Here is a 15,873-nt window from a genome sequence, read left to right as displayed (position 1 = left end):
CAGGAAGGGGGAGGACACATGGGGTTCACGTGGCGGGGCCGGACATGGCCGGCCGCGACGCCGGCGGCCGTGGCGCTGACGCTGGCACTGCTGGCGACCGGCTGCGACGGCACACCGGACGACCCGGCGCCGAAGCCGTCCGCGTCGTCCGGTGTGCCGTCCGCGCCGTCCGAGACGTCCTCCTCGTCCGGTGCGAAGCCCGCGGCCCGGGTGTGCGCGAAGCCCGCGGCCGGGCCGGCGAGGGCGCCCGAGTCAGCGGTGACCGTCGACCCGGACGTCGTGGGCGACCTGGCCGCCAAGACCCGCAACAGCCCCGCGCACACCACCTTCTGGCTCCGGCCGGGCAAGCACCGGCTCGAGTCCGACCGCTACTCCCAGGTCGTCCCCAAGGAGGGGAACCGGTACATCGGCGCGCCCGGAGCGGTGCTCGACGGCGGCAGGACCAACCAGTACGCGTTCGGCGGCGGCGCACCCGACGTCCGCATCAGCCATCTGACGGTGCAGGGTTTCGCCGCGCCGCACGACGAGGGTGTGGTCAACCACGACTCGGCCGACGGGTGGGTGATCGAGCACGCCACGATCCAGCGCAACTCGGGCGCCGGGCTGATGGCCGGCGACCGCCAGGAGGTCCGCGCCAGTTGTCTGCGCGACAACGGCCAGTACGGCATGAACGCGTACAAGGGCAACGGCGTCATCACCGACCTGGTGGTCGAGGGCAACGAGATCACGGGCAACAACACCGGCGACTGGGAGCGCAAGCGGCCGGGCTGCGGCTGCACGGGAGGCGTCAAGTTCTGGGCCGTGCAGGGCGCCGACGTGCGCGGCAACTGGGTGCACGACAATCGCGGGACCGGCCTGTGGGCGGACACCAACAACAACGACTTCCTCATCGAGAACAACGTGCTGGAGTCCAACGACGGTGCCGCGCTGATCTACGAGACCAGCTACAACGCGGTGGTCCGGAACAACACGATCCGGCGCAACAACTGGGTCGAGGGCCGCGAGAACACCGACGGCGGGGACAACTTCCCGTACGCGACCGTCTACATCTCGGAGTCCGGCGGCGAGCCGCGGGTCGAGGCCCGCACGGACAAGATCGAGATCTACGGGAACGTGCTCGAGGACAACTGGTCCGGCATCACCCTGTGGGAGAACGCCGACCGGTTCTGCAACAGCCCGGCCAACACCTCCTCCGGCGATTGCACCTTGCTGGTGGAGGACACCGACCGTTGCGCACGCCCGGGGATCGCCAAGGCGCCGCTGTACGCCGACTGCCGGTGGAAGACCCAGCGGGTGGACATCCACGACAACCGCTTCCTCCTGGACAAGACCGTCCTCGAGTGCACGGAGAACTGCGACCGCATGGCGCTGCTGGCCAACTACGGCACCTATCCCGACTGGTCCCCCTACCAGGGCGAGCGGGTCGCGAAGGCCGTCACCCACCAGCAGGACAACCGCTGGCACGACAACGTCTATGTCGGACCGTGGCGGTTCGTCGCCCAGGATCCGAGCCGGGTCCTCGGCTTCGAGGCGTGGCGGGCGGCACCGTACCGGCAGGACGAGGGCAGCACCTTCCGTGCACGGGGAGGTGGTTGAGACGGCCACGGACCACACGCCGAAGCTGGTGGGGACGGCCTGGGGGCTGCTGGTCCTCAACACGCTCGGCTCCACGGGCGCGGAGACCATCGTCCCGCTGCCCCGCTCGCTCATCCAGATGGTCACGATGGGCGCGCTGGCCGTCGCCTTCGTGCTGGCGCTCGCGCTCAATCTCCGCCTGCGTGTGCGCGCCAGTGCCTACCTGCTCCTGCTCACCCTGCTGCTGGTGCCGAGCGTGCTGTCGAGCGCGGACCTGGAGTCCGGGGTCGGCGCGCTGTTCCGGTGCGCCCGGTTCGCCCTGTTCGTCGGCACGCTGTGGCTGCTCAGCCGCTGGTGGGACGGCGGCACGACGTTCGTGCGGCACCACATCAGGATGTACTTCTTCGTGCTGTGCTCGGTGGCCGCCGGTGCGCTGGTCTCGCCGGGCGCGGCCCTGCCCGACCTCTACGGCGGGCGGCTGGTCGGCGCGTTGTGGCCGCTCACCCCGCCGCAGATCGGGCAGTACGCGGCGGTGATCATCGGGCTCTCCGTGCTGCTCCTGCTCAGCGGCCGGACCGACCGGCGCAGCGCGGCCCTCGTGATCGTGCCCTCGCTCGTCCTGCTGCTGCTGACCCACACCCGTACGGCCACGCTCGGTCTGCTCGTCGGTCTGGCACTGGCGATCGGCTCGCTCACCCTGACCAGCGCCGCCGCCCGCCGGTTCTTCTCCTGGGCCGTGCTCACCGCGGCGGTGGCCGCGGTGGTGTTCGCCTCCGCGCTCCAGGCGTGGTTCCTGCGGGGGCAGAGCGAGGAGAACTTCAGCAATCTCACCGGCCGGGCCAAGGTCTGGGACGCGCTGCTGGCGGCGCCCCGCACGACCGGGGAGAAGGTGTTCGGCATGGGCCTGGGCGACAAGTCCTTCGACGGGCTGCCGATCGACAACAGCTGGCTGGCGGTCTACCACGAGCAGGGTCTGGTCGGCGTCGCTCTGGTGGCGGCGGTCTTCGTCGTGCTGGGCGGGGTCGCGCTGCTGCGGCCGCCGTCGCCGGCGCGGGCCTGTGCGATCTTCCTGATCGGTTACTGCGCCCTCGCGTCGTACACCGAGGCGGGTCTCGGCGACGCCTCGCCGTATCTGCTGCACCTGGCCGTGGCCGCGTCCCTGCTGGCCTCGCCGGCCCCGGCCACGCCCCTGTCGACGCCCGAACCGCCCCGGCGCCGTGTCCCGCGCTGGGCCCGCACCTCGGAGGTGGCCTGAGCATGCACGTCCTCGTGGTGCACAACCGCTACAACTCGGCCCAGCCGAGCGGCGAGAACAACGTCGTCGACCAGGAGGTGGCGCTGCTGCGCTCGGCCGGTCACCGGGTCGGGGTGTTCGAGCGGCGCAGCGACGACATCGCCGGCCGGTCCCTGCCCGGCAAGGTCGCGGTGCCGCTTCTGGTGCCGTGGAACCCGGCGGTGCGCAGGGAGCTCGCCGCCCGGCTGCGGGCCGAACGGCCGGACGTGGTGCACGTGCACAACGTCTTCCCGCTCCTATCGCCCGCGGTACTGGCCGCCTGTGCCGACGCGGGGGTGCCCGCCGTCGCCACGCTGCACAACTACACGCAGATCTGCCCGCCCGGCACACTGCGGCGGGACGGCCGGCCGTGCACCGAGTGCGTCGGGGCGACGCCGCTGCCGGCCGTGCGGCACGGCTGTTACCGGAACTCGCGGCTGGCGACCGTGCCGCTCGCGGTCGGTCTGGCGGCCAACCGGCGGCGCTGGTGGTCCGGCGTGGAGCGGTTCTTCTGCATCTCGGCGGCGCAGCGCGACGTCCTGGTGGCCGCGGGCATGCCGGCCGAGCGGCTGGCGGTGAAGCACAACTTCGTGCCCGACCCGGAGGCCCGCCGTACGGACGCCGGCGAGCACGTGCTGTATCTCGGCCGGCTCGCGGAGGCCAAGGGGGTGCGGTTGCTGATGGCCGCGTGGGACGGGCTCGCCGCGGACGGCGGTGTCGGGGTGCCGCTGGTGATCGCCGGGACAGGGCCGCTGGAGCGCGAGGTGACCGCCTGGGCCGCGGGCCGGGACGATGTGCGCTGCGTCGGCCTGTACGACCCGGAGCAGTGCCGTCGGGCGATCGCCCGGTCGGTGGCCGTGGTGGCTCCCTCGACGTGGCTGGAGGCGTTCGGCCTGGTGGTCGTGGAGGCGATGGCGGCCGGGGTGCCGACCGTGGCCGCCGGTCACGGCGCCTTCGTCGAGCTCGTCGAGGACGGGGTGACGGGTCTGCTGCACCGGCCGGGCGAGGCCGCCTCGCTCGCCGCGTGCCTGCGCCGGGTCACGGCCGGGCCGGACCTGAACCGGCAGATGGGCCGGGCCGCCCGGCACCGGTACGAACAGGGCTTCAGCCCGGCCGTCGGGCTGGAGCGCCTGCTGGAGGGGTACCGCACCGCGATCGCGGGGCGGTCGGCACTGGCTCGCGGCGGGGACACCCCCGCGGGCAGGGGGGATGGGGGCAGTAGATGACACGATGCCGACTCTGCGGCTCGGCGGCGATGGAGAGCGTCGTCGACCTGGGAGCGACACCGCCGTGCGAGAGTTTCCTCGCCGCGGACCAACTGGACCGGCCGGAGCCGGCGTACCCGCTGCACCTGCGGGTGTGCACCGACTGCTGGCTCGCGCAGATTCCGGCGCTGATCACGCCGGAGGAGACGTTCACGCAGTACGCGTACTTCTCCTCCTACTCGACCTCGTGGGTGGAGCACGCGCGGACGTTCACCGCGGGCGCGGTCGAGCGGCTGGGCCTGGGCCCGGACGCCTTCGTGGTCGAGGTCGCGAGCAACGACGGGTACCTGCTGAGGCACATGGTGGACCGCGGGATCCGCTGTCTGGGCATCGAGCCGTCGGTGAACGTCGGAGCGGCGGCGCGGGAGGCGGGCGTGCCCACGCTCACGGAGTTCCTCAGCCCCGACACCGGAGCGGGGGTGCGTGCCGAGCACGGCCCGGCGGACCTGGTCGTGGCCAACAACGTGTACGCGCACATCCCCGACGTCATCGGCTTCACCAAGGGGCTGCGTGCCCTGGTGGCCGACGACGGGTGGGTCTCGATCGAGGTGCAGCACCTGCTGACGCTGATCGAGGAGAACCAGTACGACACGATCTACCACGAGCACTTCCAGTACTACACGGTCGCGTCCGCGATCCGGGCGCTGGCCAGTGGCGGACTCACCCTGGTGGACGTCGAGTTGCTACCCACGCACGGGGGGTCGATCCGGCTGTGGGCCCGGCCGTCCGAGGTGGCCGGTGAGCCGGGCGGACGGGTGGCCGAGGTACTGGACCGGGAGAAGGCCGCCGGGCTCCAGGAGCTGTCCGGCTACACGGAATTCTCCGCCCGGGTGGCCAAGGTGCGCCGGGACCTGCTGCGGTTCCTGATCGAGGCGGCCGAGCGCGGCGAGACGGTGGTGGGGTACGGCGCCCCGGGCAAGGGCAACACGCTGCTCAACCACTGCGGCGTCCGGCCCGACCTGCTCGCGTACACGGTCGACCGCAATCCCTACAAGCACGGCAGATTCACCCCGGGCACCCGCATTCCGATCCTGCCGCCCGAGCGGATAGCCGCCGACCGGCCGGACTACGTCCTGGTCCTGCCGTGGAACCTGCGGGCCGAGCTGGTCGAGCAGCTCTCCTTCGTGCACGAGTGGGGCGGCCGGCTGGTCTTCCCCATCCCGGAACTGAGCATCGTCGAGGCCGCGTCGCGAGAGGTCACAGCATGAAGGTCGTACTGTTCTGCGGCGGTTACGGGATGCGGATGCGCGAGGGCGCCTCCGACGACGTGCCCAAGCCGATGGCGATGGTCGGTCCGCGGCCGCTGATCTGGCACGTGATGCGCTACTACGCGCACTTCGGGCACAAGGAGTTCATCCTGTGCCTCGGCTACGGCGCCCACCACATCAAGGACTTCTTCCTGAACTACGAGGAGACGACGTCCAACGACTTCGTGCTGCGGGGCGGGCGGACCGAGCTGCTGTCCACGGACATAGCCGACTGGACGATCACGTTCGCGCAGACCGGCATCGAGTCCCCCATCGGGGAGCGCCTGCGCCGGGTGCGGCACCATCTGGACGGCGACGAGATGTTCCTCGCCAACTACGCCGACGTGCTCACCGACGCGCCGCTGCCGCAGATGATCGACTCCTTCGCCCGGCGGGACGCCGGTGCGTCGATGATGGTGGTGCCGCCGCAGTCCTCCTTCCACTGCGTGGACCTCGGCGAGGACGGTCTGGTGGGCGGCATCACCGCGGTGAGCGACCTGCCGCTGTGGGAGAACGGCGGCTACTTCGTGCTCCGCCAGGAGGTCTTCGACCACATACCGGAGAACGGGGACCTGGTCGCCGACGGCTGCACCCAACTGGCCAAGCGGGGACGGCTGGTGGCGCACCAGCACCGCGGCTTCTGGAAGCCGACCGACACCGTCAAGGAGCGGGCGGCGCTCGACGCCGCCTACACCCGGGGCGAACGTCCGTGGGCGGTGTGGGAGCGGGACGGCGCCGCACCGTACGCCGGGGCGGGGTCCGCGTGATCGCGCTCGGCGCCGGGCGTCCGGACCGGGTCGTCGCGGTGGGCGCGCACTGCGACGACATCGCCATCGGCGCCGGCGGCACCCTGCTGACGCTGTGCCTGGCGAGGCCGGGGGTGCGCGTCGACGCGCTGGTGCTGTCGGGCGGCGGCGGCGAACGGGAGCAGGAGGAACGGGCCGCGCTCGCCGCGTTCTGCCCGGGCGCCGACCTGCGGCCGACCGTGCTCAAGCTGCCGGACGGCCGCGTGCCGGCGCACTGGGAGGAGGCCAAGGCGGCGGTCGAGGAGCTGCGCTCGCGCACGGAGCCGGATCTGGTGCTGGCGCCGCGCACCGACGACGCGCACCAGGACCACCGCGGCCTGGCGAAGCTGATGACCACCGCGTTCCGCGACCATCTCGTGCTGCGCTACGAGATCGTCAAGTGGGACGGCGATCTGGGCCGGCCGTCGGCGTACCAGCCGCTGACGCCGGAGATCGCCGAACGGAAGGTGCGGCTGCTGCAGGAGCACTATCCCTCGCAGCGGCACCGGCCCTGGTACGACCGGGAGGCCTTCCTCGGGCTCGCCCGGATCCGCGGCATCGAGTGCCACGCCCGCTACGCCGAGGCGTTCGACGTCGCCAAACTCACTCTCAACCTGGGGGGTTGAACCTTGCGCGTACTGCTCACCGGACACCAGGGGTACCTGGGCACCGTGATGGCACCGGTCCTCACGGCCGCCGGACACGAGGTCGTCGGCCTCGACGCCGGCCTGTTCGCCGACTGCGTCCTGGGCCCGGTGCCCGACGACCCGCCCGGCCGACGGGTGGACCTGCGCGACATCACGGCCGAGCACGTGGCCGGGGTGGACGCGGTGATCCACCTGGCGGCGCTGTCCAACGACCCGCTGGGCTCGCTGGCGCCCGAGCTGACCTACGACATCAACCACCACGCGTCCGTGCGGCTGGCCCGGCTTGCCCGGGACGCCGGGGTGCAGCGCTTCCTGTACGCGTCCACGTGCTCGGTCTACGGCGCCGCGGGCGGTGGCGACCTGGTGACCGAGGAGGCGCCGCTGCGCCCGGTGACGCCGTACGCGGAGTCCAAGGTGCGGGTGGAGGACGACCTGCACGCGCTGTCCGACGGCGACTTCAGCCCGGTGTACATGCGCAACGCCACCGCCTTCGGCTACTCGCCCCGGCTGCGCGCCGACATCGTGCTGAACAACCTGGTGGGTCACGCCCTGCTGTCCGGCGAGGTGCTGGTGCTCTCCGACGGCACCCCGTGGCGCCCGCTGGTGCACGCCGCCGACATCGCCCGGGCCTTCACCGCGGCCCTGGAGGCGCCGCGGGAGGCGGTGCACGACCGGGCGTTCAACATCGGCAGCGAGGTCAACAACGTCACGGTCGCCGAGATCGCCGAGGAGGTCGCCGCGGCGGTCTCCGGGTCCAAGGTGGTGATCACCGGCGAGACGGGCGCCGATCCGCGCTCGTACCGGGTGGACTTCTCCCGTTTCCGGGCCGCGGTCCCCGGCTTCGACTGCGAGTGGACGGTGAAGCAGGGCGCGCTCGAACTCGCCGACGCCTACCGCGGGCACGGGCTGACCCGGGAGGACTTCGAGCGGCGCTTCACCCGTCTGGCCGTCCTGCGCGGGGCCGCCGAGACCGGCGCCGTGGACGACACCCTGCGGTGGCGCCGATGACCGAGTCCGGGGAGGAGATGTACGCGCTGGTGGAGCGGCTGTACCCGCTGTGCCGGAGCATCACGGGCGACGGTGTGCGCGCGACCCTGCGGATCGTCGACGAGTACATCCCTCTGCACGTGCACGAGGTACCGACCGGGACGCAGGTGCTGGACTGGACGGTGCCGCAGGAGTGGAACATCCGGGACGCGTACGTCGCCGACGCCACCGGCCGCCGGGTCGTCGACTTCGCAGCCTCCAGCCTCCATGTGCTCGGCTACAGCGTGCCGGTGTCGGCGACCATGCCGCTGTCCGAGCTGCGCGCGCACCTGCACACCCTGCCGGACCAGCCGTCCCTGGTGCCGTACCGCACGAGCTACTACAAGGCGGAGTGGGGCTTCTGCCTGGCCCAGGAGACGCTGGACGCGCTGCCGGAGGGGGACTACGAGGTCCGCGTCGACTCCACGCTGGCGGACGGGCATCTCACCTACGCCGAGCACGTGGTGCCCGGGCAGGTGCCCGACGAGGTGATCGTCTCCTGCCACGTCTGCCACCCGTCGCTGGCCAACGACAACCTGGCCGGCATCGCGGTGGCGGTGTTCCTGGCCAGGGAACTGGCCCGGCGGCAGCCGTACTACACGTACCGGTTCGTCTTCGCGCCGGGCACCATCGGGGCGATCACCTGGCTGGCCCGCAACAGGGAGCGGGTGGAGCGGGTCAAGCACGGCCTGGTACTGGCCTGCGCGGGCGACCCGGGGCACCTGACGTACAAGCGGAGCAGGCGCGGCGACGCGGAGATCGACCGGGTGCTGCGGCACGTGCTGACCGCATCCGAACGGCCGCACCGAGTCACCGGGTTCACTCCGTACGGCTACGACGAGCGGCAGTACTGCTCGCCCGGGTTCAACCTCGGCGTGGGCTCGCTCACCCGGACCCCGTACGCGGGCTACCCCGAGTACCACACGTCGGCGGACAACCTGGACTTCGTCTCCCCGGCGGCGATGGCGGACACGCTCGCTGTGTGCCGCGAGGCGTTCGACGTCCTGGACCGCAACCGGCGCTACGTCAACCTCAGTCCGTACGGGGAGCCTCAGCTGGGGCGGCGCGGCCTGTACGACTCGCTGGGTGGCCGCAGCGACGCGCAGCAGGCCCAGATGGCCATGCTGTGGGTGCTCAGCCTCTCCGACGGCGAGCACGGTCTGCTGGACGTCGCCGAGCGCTCCGGGCTGCCGTTCGACACCGTCGCCGCGGCGGCCGACGCCCTGCACGGCGCCGGGCTGATCAAGGCGTGAAGCCGATGACCGTCGAGGGGGAGAAGTCCACGAAACCGGCGGGGCCCGCGCGGCGGGGCGTCGTCGGCAGGCTGTCCTGGGGGCTGGCCGACCAGGCGGCCTCCAGCCTGTCCAACTTCGTGGTGGGCATCTATGTGGCGCGCTCGCTCGGGCTGACCGCGTTCGGCGTGTTCAGCCTGGCCTGGGTGACCTACGGCGTGGTGCTCAACGTCTCCCGCGGGCTCGCCACCGACCCCCTCGTGGTCCGCTTCAGCGGCGTGCCGGAGTCGTCCTGGCGCGGGGCGGTGGCCCGGTCGTCGGGCACCGCTCTCCTCGTCGGCACCGGCATCGGCACGGTGAGTCTGGTCGCCGGGCTGAGCATCGGCGGTCAGGTGGGTGCCGCGTTCGCCGCCCTCGGCGTGGTGCTGCCGGGGCTGCTGCTCCAGGACGCCTGGCGGTACTCCTTCTTCGCCGCCGGCATCGGACGGAAGGCGTTCGTCAACGACGTCGTGTGGGCCGTCGCGCTCGCCCCGGCGATGGTGGTGGCGGCCTACGTCGGCAGCGTGACGGCCTTCCTGCTCGCCTGGGGCGGGTCCGCCGCGGTGGCCGCGGTGTACGGCTGCTTCCAGTCCCGTGTCCGGCCCCGGCCGGCCGGGGCGCGCGAGTGGCACCGCGACCACCGCGACCTCGGCTACCGGTACCTGGTCGAGAACGTCGGGGTGAGCGGTGCGGGTCAGATTCGTGCGTACGGGCTCGGCGCGATCGTCGGGGTCGGCGCGGTGGGCGTGATCCGGGGCGCGGAGCTGCTGCTCGGCCCGTTCCTCGCGGTGCTGATGGGGCTGTCGCTGGTCACCGTGGCGGAGTCGGCGCGGGTGCTGCGGCAGGCCCCGGAGCGGCTCGGGAAGTTCTGCTTCCTGCTGGGCGGCGGGCAGACCGTCGCAGCCCTGCTGTGGGGCGCGGCACTGCTGCTGGTACCGGACCGGCTCGGCGAAATCGTCCTCGGCGACGTCTGGAGCGGCGCCTCGGAACTCATCGTGCCGGTCACCCTCAGCGTCGCGGGCGCGGGGCTCGGCACCGGCGCGGCGGCCGGGCTGCGGGCGCTCGCCGCCGCCCGGCGCAGTCTGCGCTGCCAGTTGTTCGCCTCCGCCTGCTACGTCGCCGGCGGGCTCGGCGGTGCGGTCGCGGGCGGCACGGTCGGCTCGGCCTGGGGCGCCGCCGCGGCGTCCGTCTGCGGTTCGGTCGTGTGGTGGCTGCAACTGCGGGCCGCCCTGCGCGAGCGCGACCACCAACCCCTTCCCGAAGTGAGGACCACATGACCACCCCCCACCCCCGGCTGAGCATCGGCCTCCCCGTCTACAACGGCGAGGAGTATCTGGCCGAGTCGCTGGACGCCCTCCTCGGGCAGACCTACGAGGACTTCGAACTGGTGATCACCGACAACGCGTCGACCGACGGCACCCGGGACATCTGCCGCCGGTACGCCGCCCGGGACTCCCGCATCCGGTACATCCGGCTGCCGCGGAACATCGGCGCCGCCCCGAACCACAACTACGTGTTCACCGAGTGCCGCGGCGAACTGTTCAAGTGGGCCTCGCACGACGACCTCTACGCCCGGGACCTGCTGCGCAGTTGCGTGGAAGTGCTGGACGAGCGGCCGGACGTGGTCCTGGCACACAGCGGCCAGGCGGTCATCGACGGCGACGGCAAGGTGAAGGTGCCCTACGAGTACGGGCTCGCCACCGACTCGCCGCGCGCCCCGGAGCGCTTCCGCAGCCTGCTGTTCGAGCCCGGCGGCGACGACTTCTACGGGGTGATGCGGGCCGACGTGCTGCGCCGGGTGAAGCCGCACGACAGCTACCACCACGCGGACCGGACGTTCGTCGCCGAGATCACCCTGCACGGGCGCTTCCACCAGGTGCCGGAGCTGCTGTACTTCCGCCGCGACCACCCCACCCGCGCCGAACGGGCGAACCCCTCCAAGCGAGCCCGGTGCGTCAACCTCGACCCGCGCCGGGCGGGTCCGCTGCACCCGACGCCCCGTCTGCTCGCCGAGTACGTCTGGGGCTTCGTCTCGGCGATCGGGCGGGCGCCGCTGTCCTCGGCCGACCGGCGCGCGTGCCACCGCCACCTGGCCGCGTGGATGACCAGCCGGGTCCGGCCCGGCGCCGGCGAGCGGGTCGAGGACCGCGCCCCCGTCGGGCCGGGCCGGCTCACCGTCTCCGTCGACGCCCTCGTCGCCGGCCGCGAGAAGAGGCAGGCATGACTGTCGACGAAACGCCGGTGCGCATCGGCCTGTTCGGTCTGCTCGGTTCCGGCAACAGCGGCAACGACGGATCGCTGGAGGCCGTGCTCGACCAGCTCCGCGCCAGGCGTCCCGGCGCGGTCGTGGACGCGATGTGCGGCGGCCCCGAAACCGTCGCGACCCGGTACGGGATCCCCGCGACGCGGCTGAACTGGTACCGCGGTGAGTACCGGACCGCGTCACGGGTGGGTTCGATCGCGGCCAAGGGTCTGGGCAAACTCGTCGATGTCGTCCGCACCGCGGCCTGGGTGCGCCGGCACGACGCGGTGATCGTGCCGGGCACGGGCGTCCTGGAGACCACGCTGCCGCTGCGGCCGTGGGGCTTCCCGTACTCGCTGTTCCTGCTCTGCGCGATGGGCCGGCTCTTCGGCACCCGCGTCGCACTGGTCAGCGTCGGCGCGGGACCGATCGGCAACCGGCCGACCCGGGTACTGACCCGCTGGTCGACGCGGCTGGCGGCGTACCGCTCGTACCGGGACGCCGCGTCGCGCGAGGCGATGCGGGCGATGGGGGTGGACACCGCGCGGGACGAGGTCTACGCGGACCTCGTGTTCGCCCTGCCGGCGCCTGCGGCGAACGAGTCCGCGGGCATGCCCGGCCCGGTCTGCGTCGGCGTCATGGACTTCCACGGGAACAACGACGAACGCGACCGGGCCGAGGAGATCCACCGCCGCTATCTCGACGGGACGACGCGGTTCGTCCGTGCGCTGGTCGAGGAGGGCAGGCCGGTCCGGCTGCTCACCGGCGACGAGCTGGACCGGCCGGTGGCCGCCGCGATCGTCGACGCCGTGGGCTCGCCGCTGGTCACCGTCGCCGAGGCGGCCTCGCTGGCCGACCTGATGAAGGAGACGGCGTGTGCCGACAGCGTGGTGGCGACCCGGTACCACAACATCGTCTGCGCGCTGAAGGTCGGCACTCCGACGCTCGCCCTCAGCTACTCGACGAAGAGCGACGTGCTCATGGCCGAGATGGGCATGGGCGCCTACTGCCACCCGGCCCGCGAGGCCGACGCCGACCGGCTGCTCGAACAGTTCCGCGAGCTGGAGCGGAATGCGGCCACGCTGCGGCGGACCCTCGTCGAGCGGAACCTGGCCGTCGCCCGGCGCGTCGAGCAGCAGTTCACCGACCTGACCGCGGTGCTGTTACCGGCGTCCGGTCCCCACCACGCCCTGCGGGAGGCACCATGAAGGCCACCGAAGTTCCCGGGATAGCCGGCGCGTACCTGTTCGAGCCGACGCCGTACGGCGACGAACGCGGCTTCTTCTGCCGCACCTTCGACGCCGACGTGGTCCGTTCGGTGGGCCTCGACCCGGCCGCCTTCGTCCAGGACAGCGTCTCCCGCTCGGTCCGGGGCGTGCTGCGCGGCATGCACCTGCGCTCCGGCGCGGGCGAGGCCAAGCTGGTGCGGTGCTCGTACGGCAGGATCTTCGACGTCGTCGTGGACCTGCGGCCCCACTCGCCGACCTATCTCGGCCGGGCCTCCTTCGAGCTGTCCGGCGAGACGCAGGCGACCCTGTACGTCCCGGCGGGGTGCGCGCACGGCTTCCAGTCGCTGACGGACACCTCCGACGTGTCGTACCGCATCGACCGCCCGCACGATCCCGCCGAGGACGTGACGATCGCCTTCGACGACCCGGACCTCGCCATCGACTGGCCGCTGCCGGTCACCTCGATGTCCGAACGGGACCGGCGGGCAGCGAGCCTCGCCGAGGTCCTCAAGCACAGGGAAGGGTGAGACCCGAAGTGAACGCGGAAGAGCCGAGTCTGCCCCGGTCGCGGCAGGCCAACGAGCGGTTGCACGCCATGGTCCCCGGGGGCGCGCACACCTATGCCAAGGGTGACGACCAGTATCCGGAGAACCTGGCCCCGGTGATCAGCCGCGGCAGTGGTGCCCACGTGTGGGACGTCGACGGCAACCGGTACATCGAGTACGGCTCGGGCCTGCGGTCGGTGAGCCTCGGGCACGCCCATCCCCGGGTGACGGAGGCCGTACGGCGGGAGCTGGACCGGGGCAGCAACTTCGTCCGGCCGTCGATCGTCGAGGTCGAGGCCGCGGAGCGCTTTCTGGCGACGGTGCCGACCGCCGAGATGGTGAAGTTCGCAAAAAACGGCTCCGACGCCACGACCGCCGCGGTGCGCCTGGCCCGGGCCGTCACCGGGCGGCCCCGGGTGGCCGTCTGCGCCGGCCATCCGTTCTTCTCCGTCGACGACTGGTTCATCGGCACCACGCCGATGTCCGCCGGTGTGCCGGCGGCGACCGACGAGCTCACCGTGACGTTCCCCTACGGCGACCTGGCCGCCACGGAGGAACTGCTCACCCGGTACCGGGACGAGGTCGCCTGTCTGATCCTCGAGCCCGCCACCCACACGGAGCCGCCGCCCGGGTACCTCGCCGGGCTGCGCGAACTGGCCGACCGGCACGGCTGTGTGCTGGTCTTCGACGAGATGATCACCGGTTTCCGCTGGTCGGAGGCTGGCGCCCAGAGCCTGTACGGCGTCGTCCCCGACCTCTCCACGTTCGGCAAGGCGCTGGGCAACGGGTTCGCCGTCGCCGCGCTGGCCGGGCGACGGGAGCTGATGGAGCGGGGCGGGCTGCGTCACCCGGGCGAGCGGGTGTTCCTGCTGTCCACCACGCACGGCGCGGAAACGCACGCGCTGGCGGCCGCGATGGCGGTGCAGGCCACCTACGTCGAGGAGGGCGTCACCGCGCGGCTGCACGCCCTCGGGGAGCGGCTGGCGGCGGGGGTGCGCGAGGCGGCGGCCGGTATGGGCGTCGGCGAGCACGTGGTCGTCCGGGGGCGGGCCAGCAACCTGGTCTTCGCCACCCTCGACGAGGACCGGCAACCGTCCCAGCGGTACCGCACGCTGTTCCTGCGCCGGCTCCTCGCGGGCGGGGTGCTGGCCCCGTCGTTCGTGGTGAGCGGTGCGCTCAGCGACGCCGACATCGATCAGACGGTCGACGTGGTGGCGCAGGCGTGCGCGGTGTACCGCAAGGCGCTGGACGCCGCCGACCCCACGCCCTGGATGGGCGGGCGAGCGGTGAAGCCGGTGTTCCGCCGCCTGGCGTGAGGTGAGGCGAGGTGAACGGCGGAGGGGGACGGCGAGGAAGTCACGGCGGGCCCCTGACGAGCTGTCAGGGGCATTACTGACGCCCGGCGCCGACCCTCCGCTCGGGCGGCGGGCCGGCCGGTCCGTCGGTTCTCCGGTGGGCCAGCCGGTCGGCCGTCCGGTCGACCAGCCACGCGGTCACCGGCAGCACCGCCAGCGCGGTGCACCAGCCGCCGAGGGTGTCGGTCGCGTAGTGCGAGCCCAGGGCGACCTGCGCCCAGCCCATGACCGCGCCGGCCACCAGCCCCGCGGTGAACACGAAGGACACGCCGACCGCTCTGCCGAGGCCGAGCCGGCCGGTCGCGACCAGCGACAGCATGAGGGCGATCGCGGTGAGGAAGGCGGTGTGCCCGCTCGGGTAGGACAGGTTGTCACCGTGGATGGTGCGTCCCACCACGGGCTTGAGCAGTGTCGTCGTTCCCACGGTCAGGCCGGCACCGGTCACGAGGAACACCGCCGCGCGGGGGTCGCGCAGCAGCAGGCAGCCCGTCACGAGGGCCGCGACCAGCAGCACCGCTCCCCCGGGCTCCCCCAGGAAGTCCGTGACCACGGCGACGTGCCACCACGGCGCCCCCACACCGTCTACGGCCGCCTGGATCCGCACGTCCGTCGCGCTCGGCTCGCTCTCGTCGGCGTACGCGGCCCCGAAGACGACGACCACCAGCGCGGCGAGGGCCGCGATCATCCCGAACCACACGCGCAGCGACGGTGGCAGCACCACCGAAGCCGGCCGGCCGGTCACACGCCCACCGCCCCGGGGGACCTGCCGTACTCTCCCACGTTCTCGTCCACTCCCCCGCGTCGCCCGGCTCACACCGTAGTCGCTCCCGCAGAGCTGATAACAGCCGATTCGGGCCATTGGGCAAAGGGTGCCGTGAATTGTTCGGCGGTGTCCCGGAATTCCTCTCACGCCCGGGGGCACAAGTCGCCTCGGAGGACCGTCGAGCACCACAACTCCCCTGTTAGGGTGCCCGGATGCCGTCGATCAAGCAGGTTCAGATCACCTTCGACTGCGCGGAACCCGAGCGCGTCGCCCGCTTCTGGTGCGAGGTGCTGGGTTACGTCGCACCGTCGCCGCCGGACGGATTCGCCACCTGGGACGATGCCAACCTCTCGCTGCCTCCCGAGGAGCGGGACGCGTGGTTCGCGTGCAGTGATCCCTCGGGGGTGGGTCCGCGCCTGTTCTTCCAGCGCGTTCCCGAGGGCAAGGTCGCCAAGAACCGGGTGCATCTCGACGTGCGGACCGGTACCGGACTCGTGGGGGACGAGCGGCTCGCCGTGCTCGAGGCCGAATCCGCGCGGCTGGTGGCCCTCGGCGCGGTGCAGCAGCGGGTGCTGCTCGCCGACGAGGAGAACGAGTCCTGCATCGTGATGCAGGACGTCGAGGGCAACGAGTTCTGTCTCGACTGAGTA

General features: G+C 72.4%; 15 protein-coding genes. 14 read left to right on the top strand and 1 reads right to left on the bottom strand.

Annotation, left to right across the window (positions count from 1 at the left end; all coding sequences use genetic code 11):
- Window positions 1–18 precede the first annotated feature (18 nt).
- The 13 genes from Sco07f_RS19815 to Sco07f_RS19755 are packed head-to-tail and all read left to right on the top strand — an operon-like array spanning window position 19 to window position 14,421.
- On the top strand, window positions 19–1,596 hold the full coding sequence (locus Sco07f_RS19815) for a right-handed parallel beta-helix repeat-containing protein (RefSeq protein WP_087788229.1): 1,578 nt from the start codon (window positions 19–21) through the stop codon (window positions 1,594–1,596).
- The gene (locus tag Sco07f_RS19810) at window positions 1,577–2,830 is read left to right on the top strand and encodes an O-antigen ligase domain-containing protein (protein WP_167468149.1); all 1,254 of its coding nucleotides are present in this window, start codon (window positions 1,577–1,579) and stop codon (window positions 2,828–2,830) included. The genes Sco07f_RS19815 and Sco07f_RS19810 overlap by 20 nt, the downstream gene beginning before the upstream one ends.
- 2 nt (window positions 2,831–2,832) lie before the next feature.
- Entirely contained in the window at window positions 2,833–4,074 is a 1,242-nt protein-coding gene (locus Sco07f_RS19805) for a glycosyltransferase (RefSeq protein ID WP_007387357.1), read from the top strand.
- Window positions 4,071–5,321, top strand: coding sequence for a class I SAM-dependent methyltransferase (locus Sco07f_RS19800; protein ID WP_108988617.1), 1,251 nt, complete (start codon window positions 4,071–4,073; stop codon window positions 5,319–5,321). The genes Sco07f_RS19805 and Sco07f_RS19800 overlap by 4 nt, the downstream gene beginning before the upstream one ends.
- Window positions 5,318–6,127 (top strand): glycosyltransferase family protein, encoded by an 810-nt coding sequence (locus Sco07f_RS19795; RefSeq protein WP_007387355.1) that lies wholly within the window; start codon window positions 5,318–5,320, stop codon window positions 6,125–6,127. Before Sco07f_RS19800 ends, Sco07f_RS19795 begins: the two co-directional genes overlap by 4 nt.
- Window positions 6,124–6,771 (top strand): PIG-L deacetylase family protein, encoded by a 648-nt coding sequence (locus Sco07f_RS19790; protein WP_108988634.1) that lies wholly within the window; start codon window positions 6,124–6,126, stop codon window positions 6,769–6,771. The genes Sco07f_RS19795 and Sco07f_RS19790 overlap by 4 nt, the downstream gene beginning before the upstream one ends.
- A gap of 3 nt (window positions 6,772–6,774) precedes the next feature.
- Window positions 6,775–7,800: an NAD-dependent epimerase/dehydratase family protein gene (locus Sco07f_RS19785; protein ID WP_108988616.1), complete on the top strand. Its 1,026-nt coding sequence runs from the start codon at window positions 6,775–6,777 to the stop codon at window positions 7,798–7,800.
- A complete protein-coding gene (locus Sco07f_RS19780; RefSeq protein WP_164141095.1) occupies window positions 7,788–9,071 on the top strand; it encodes a DUF4910 domain-containing protein in 1,284 nt (427 codons plus the stop codon). The genes Sco07f_RS19785 and Sco07f_RS19780 overlap by 13 nt, the downstream gene beginning before the upstream one ends.
- A gap of 5 nt (window positions 9,072–9,076) precedes the next feature.
- On the top strand, window positions 9,077–10,366 hold the full coding sequence (locus tag Sco07f_RS19775; RefSeq protein ID WP_007387351.1) for an MATE family efflux transporter: 1,290 nt from the start codon (window positions 9,077–9,079) through the stop codon (window positions 10,364–10,366).
- Window positions 10,363–11,313: a glycosyltransferase family 2 protein gene (locus Sco07f_RS19770; RefSeq protein ID WP_054101005.1), complete on the top strand. Its 951-nt coding sequence runs from the start codon at window positions 10,363–10,365 to the stop codon at window positions 11,311–11,313. Before Sco07f_RS19775 ends, Sco07f_RS19770 begins: the two co-directional genes overlap by 4 nt.
- Window positions 11,310–12,539: a polysaccharide pyruvyl transferase family protein gene (locus Sco07f_RS19765; protein ID WP_007389729.1), complete on the top strand. Its 1,230-nt coding sequence runs from the start codon at window positions 11,310–11,312 to the stop codon at window positions 12,537–12,539. The genes Sco07f_RS19770 and Sco07f_RS19765 overlap by 4 nt, the downstream gene beginning before the upstream one ends.
- Window positions 12,536–13,087, top strand: a complete 552-nt coding sequence (rfbC, locus tag Sco07f_RS19760) for a dTDP-4-dehydrorhamnose 3,5-epimerase (RefSeq protein WP_108988615.1) — start codon at window positions 12,536–12,538, stop codon at window positions 13,085–13,087. The genes Sco07f_RS19765 and rfbC overlap by 4 nt, the downstream gene beginning before the upstream one ends.
- A gap of 8 nt (window positions 13,088–13,095) precedes the next feature.
- Window positions 13,096–14,421 carry a glutamate-1-semialdehyde 2,1-aminomutase gene (locus Sco07f_RS19755; RefSeq protein WP_108988614.1) on the top strand — a complete coding sequence of 442 codons (1,326 nt, stop codon included), beginning with the start codon at window positions 13,096–13,098 and terminating at the stop codon, window positions 14,419–14,421.
- Window positions 14,422–14,494: 73 nt separating this feature from the next.
- On the opposite strand, the gene Sco07f_RS19750 is transcribed toward Sco07f_RS19755, so the two are convergent.
- A complete protein-coding gene (locus tag Sco07f_RS19750) occupies window positions 14,495–15,202 on the bottom strand; it encodes a phosphatase PAP2 family protein (protein ID WP_108988613.1) in 708 nt (235 codons plus the stop codon).
- Between the two features lie 233 nt (window positions 15,203–15,435).
- On the opposite strand from Sco07f_RS19750, the gene Sco07f_RS19745 reads away from it, so the two are divergent.
- On the top strand, window positions 15,436–15,870 hold the full coding sequence (locus Sco07f_RS19745) for a VOC family protein (RefSeq protein ID WP_108988612.1): 435 nt from the start codon (window positions 15,436–15,438) through the stop codon (window positions 15,868–15,870).
- Window positions 15,871–15,873 lie beyond the last annotated feature (3 nt).

The sequence above is a fragment of the Streptomyces coelicoflavus genome (assembly GCF_003112555.1).
In the GTDB taxonomy this organism is placed as follows: Bacteria; Actinomycetota; Actinomycetes; order Streptomycetales; family Streptomycetaceae; genus Streptomyces; species Streptomyces coelicoflavus.
Note: the sequence above shows the minus strand (reverse complement) of the source record. Positions and strands in the feature narration are given on the sequence as shown.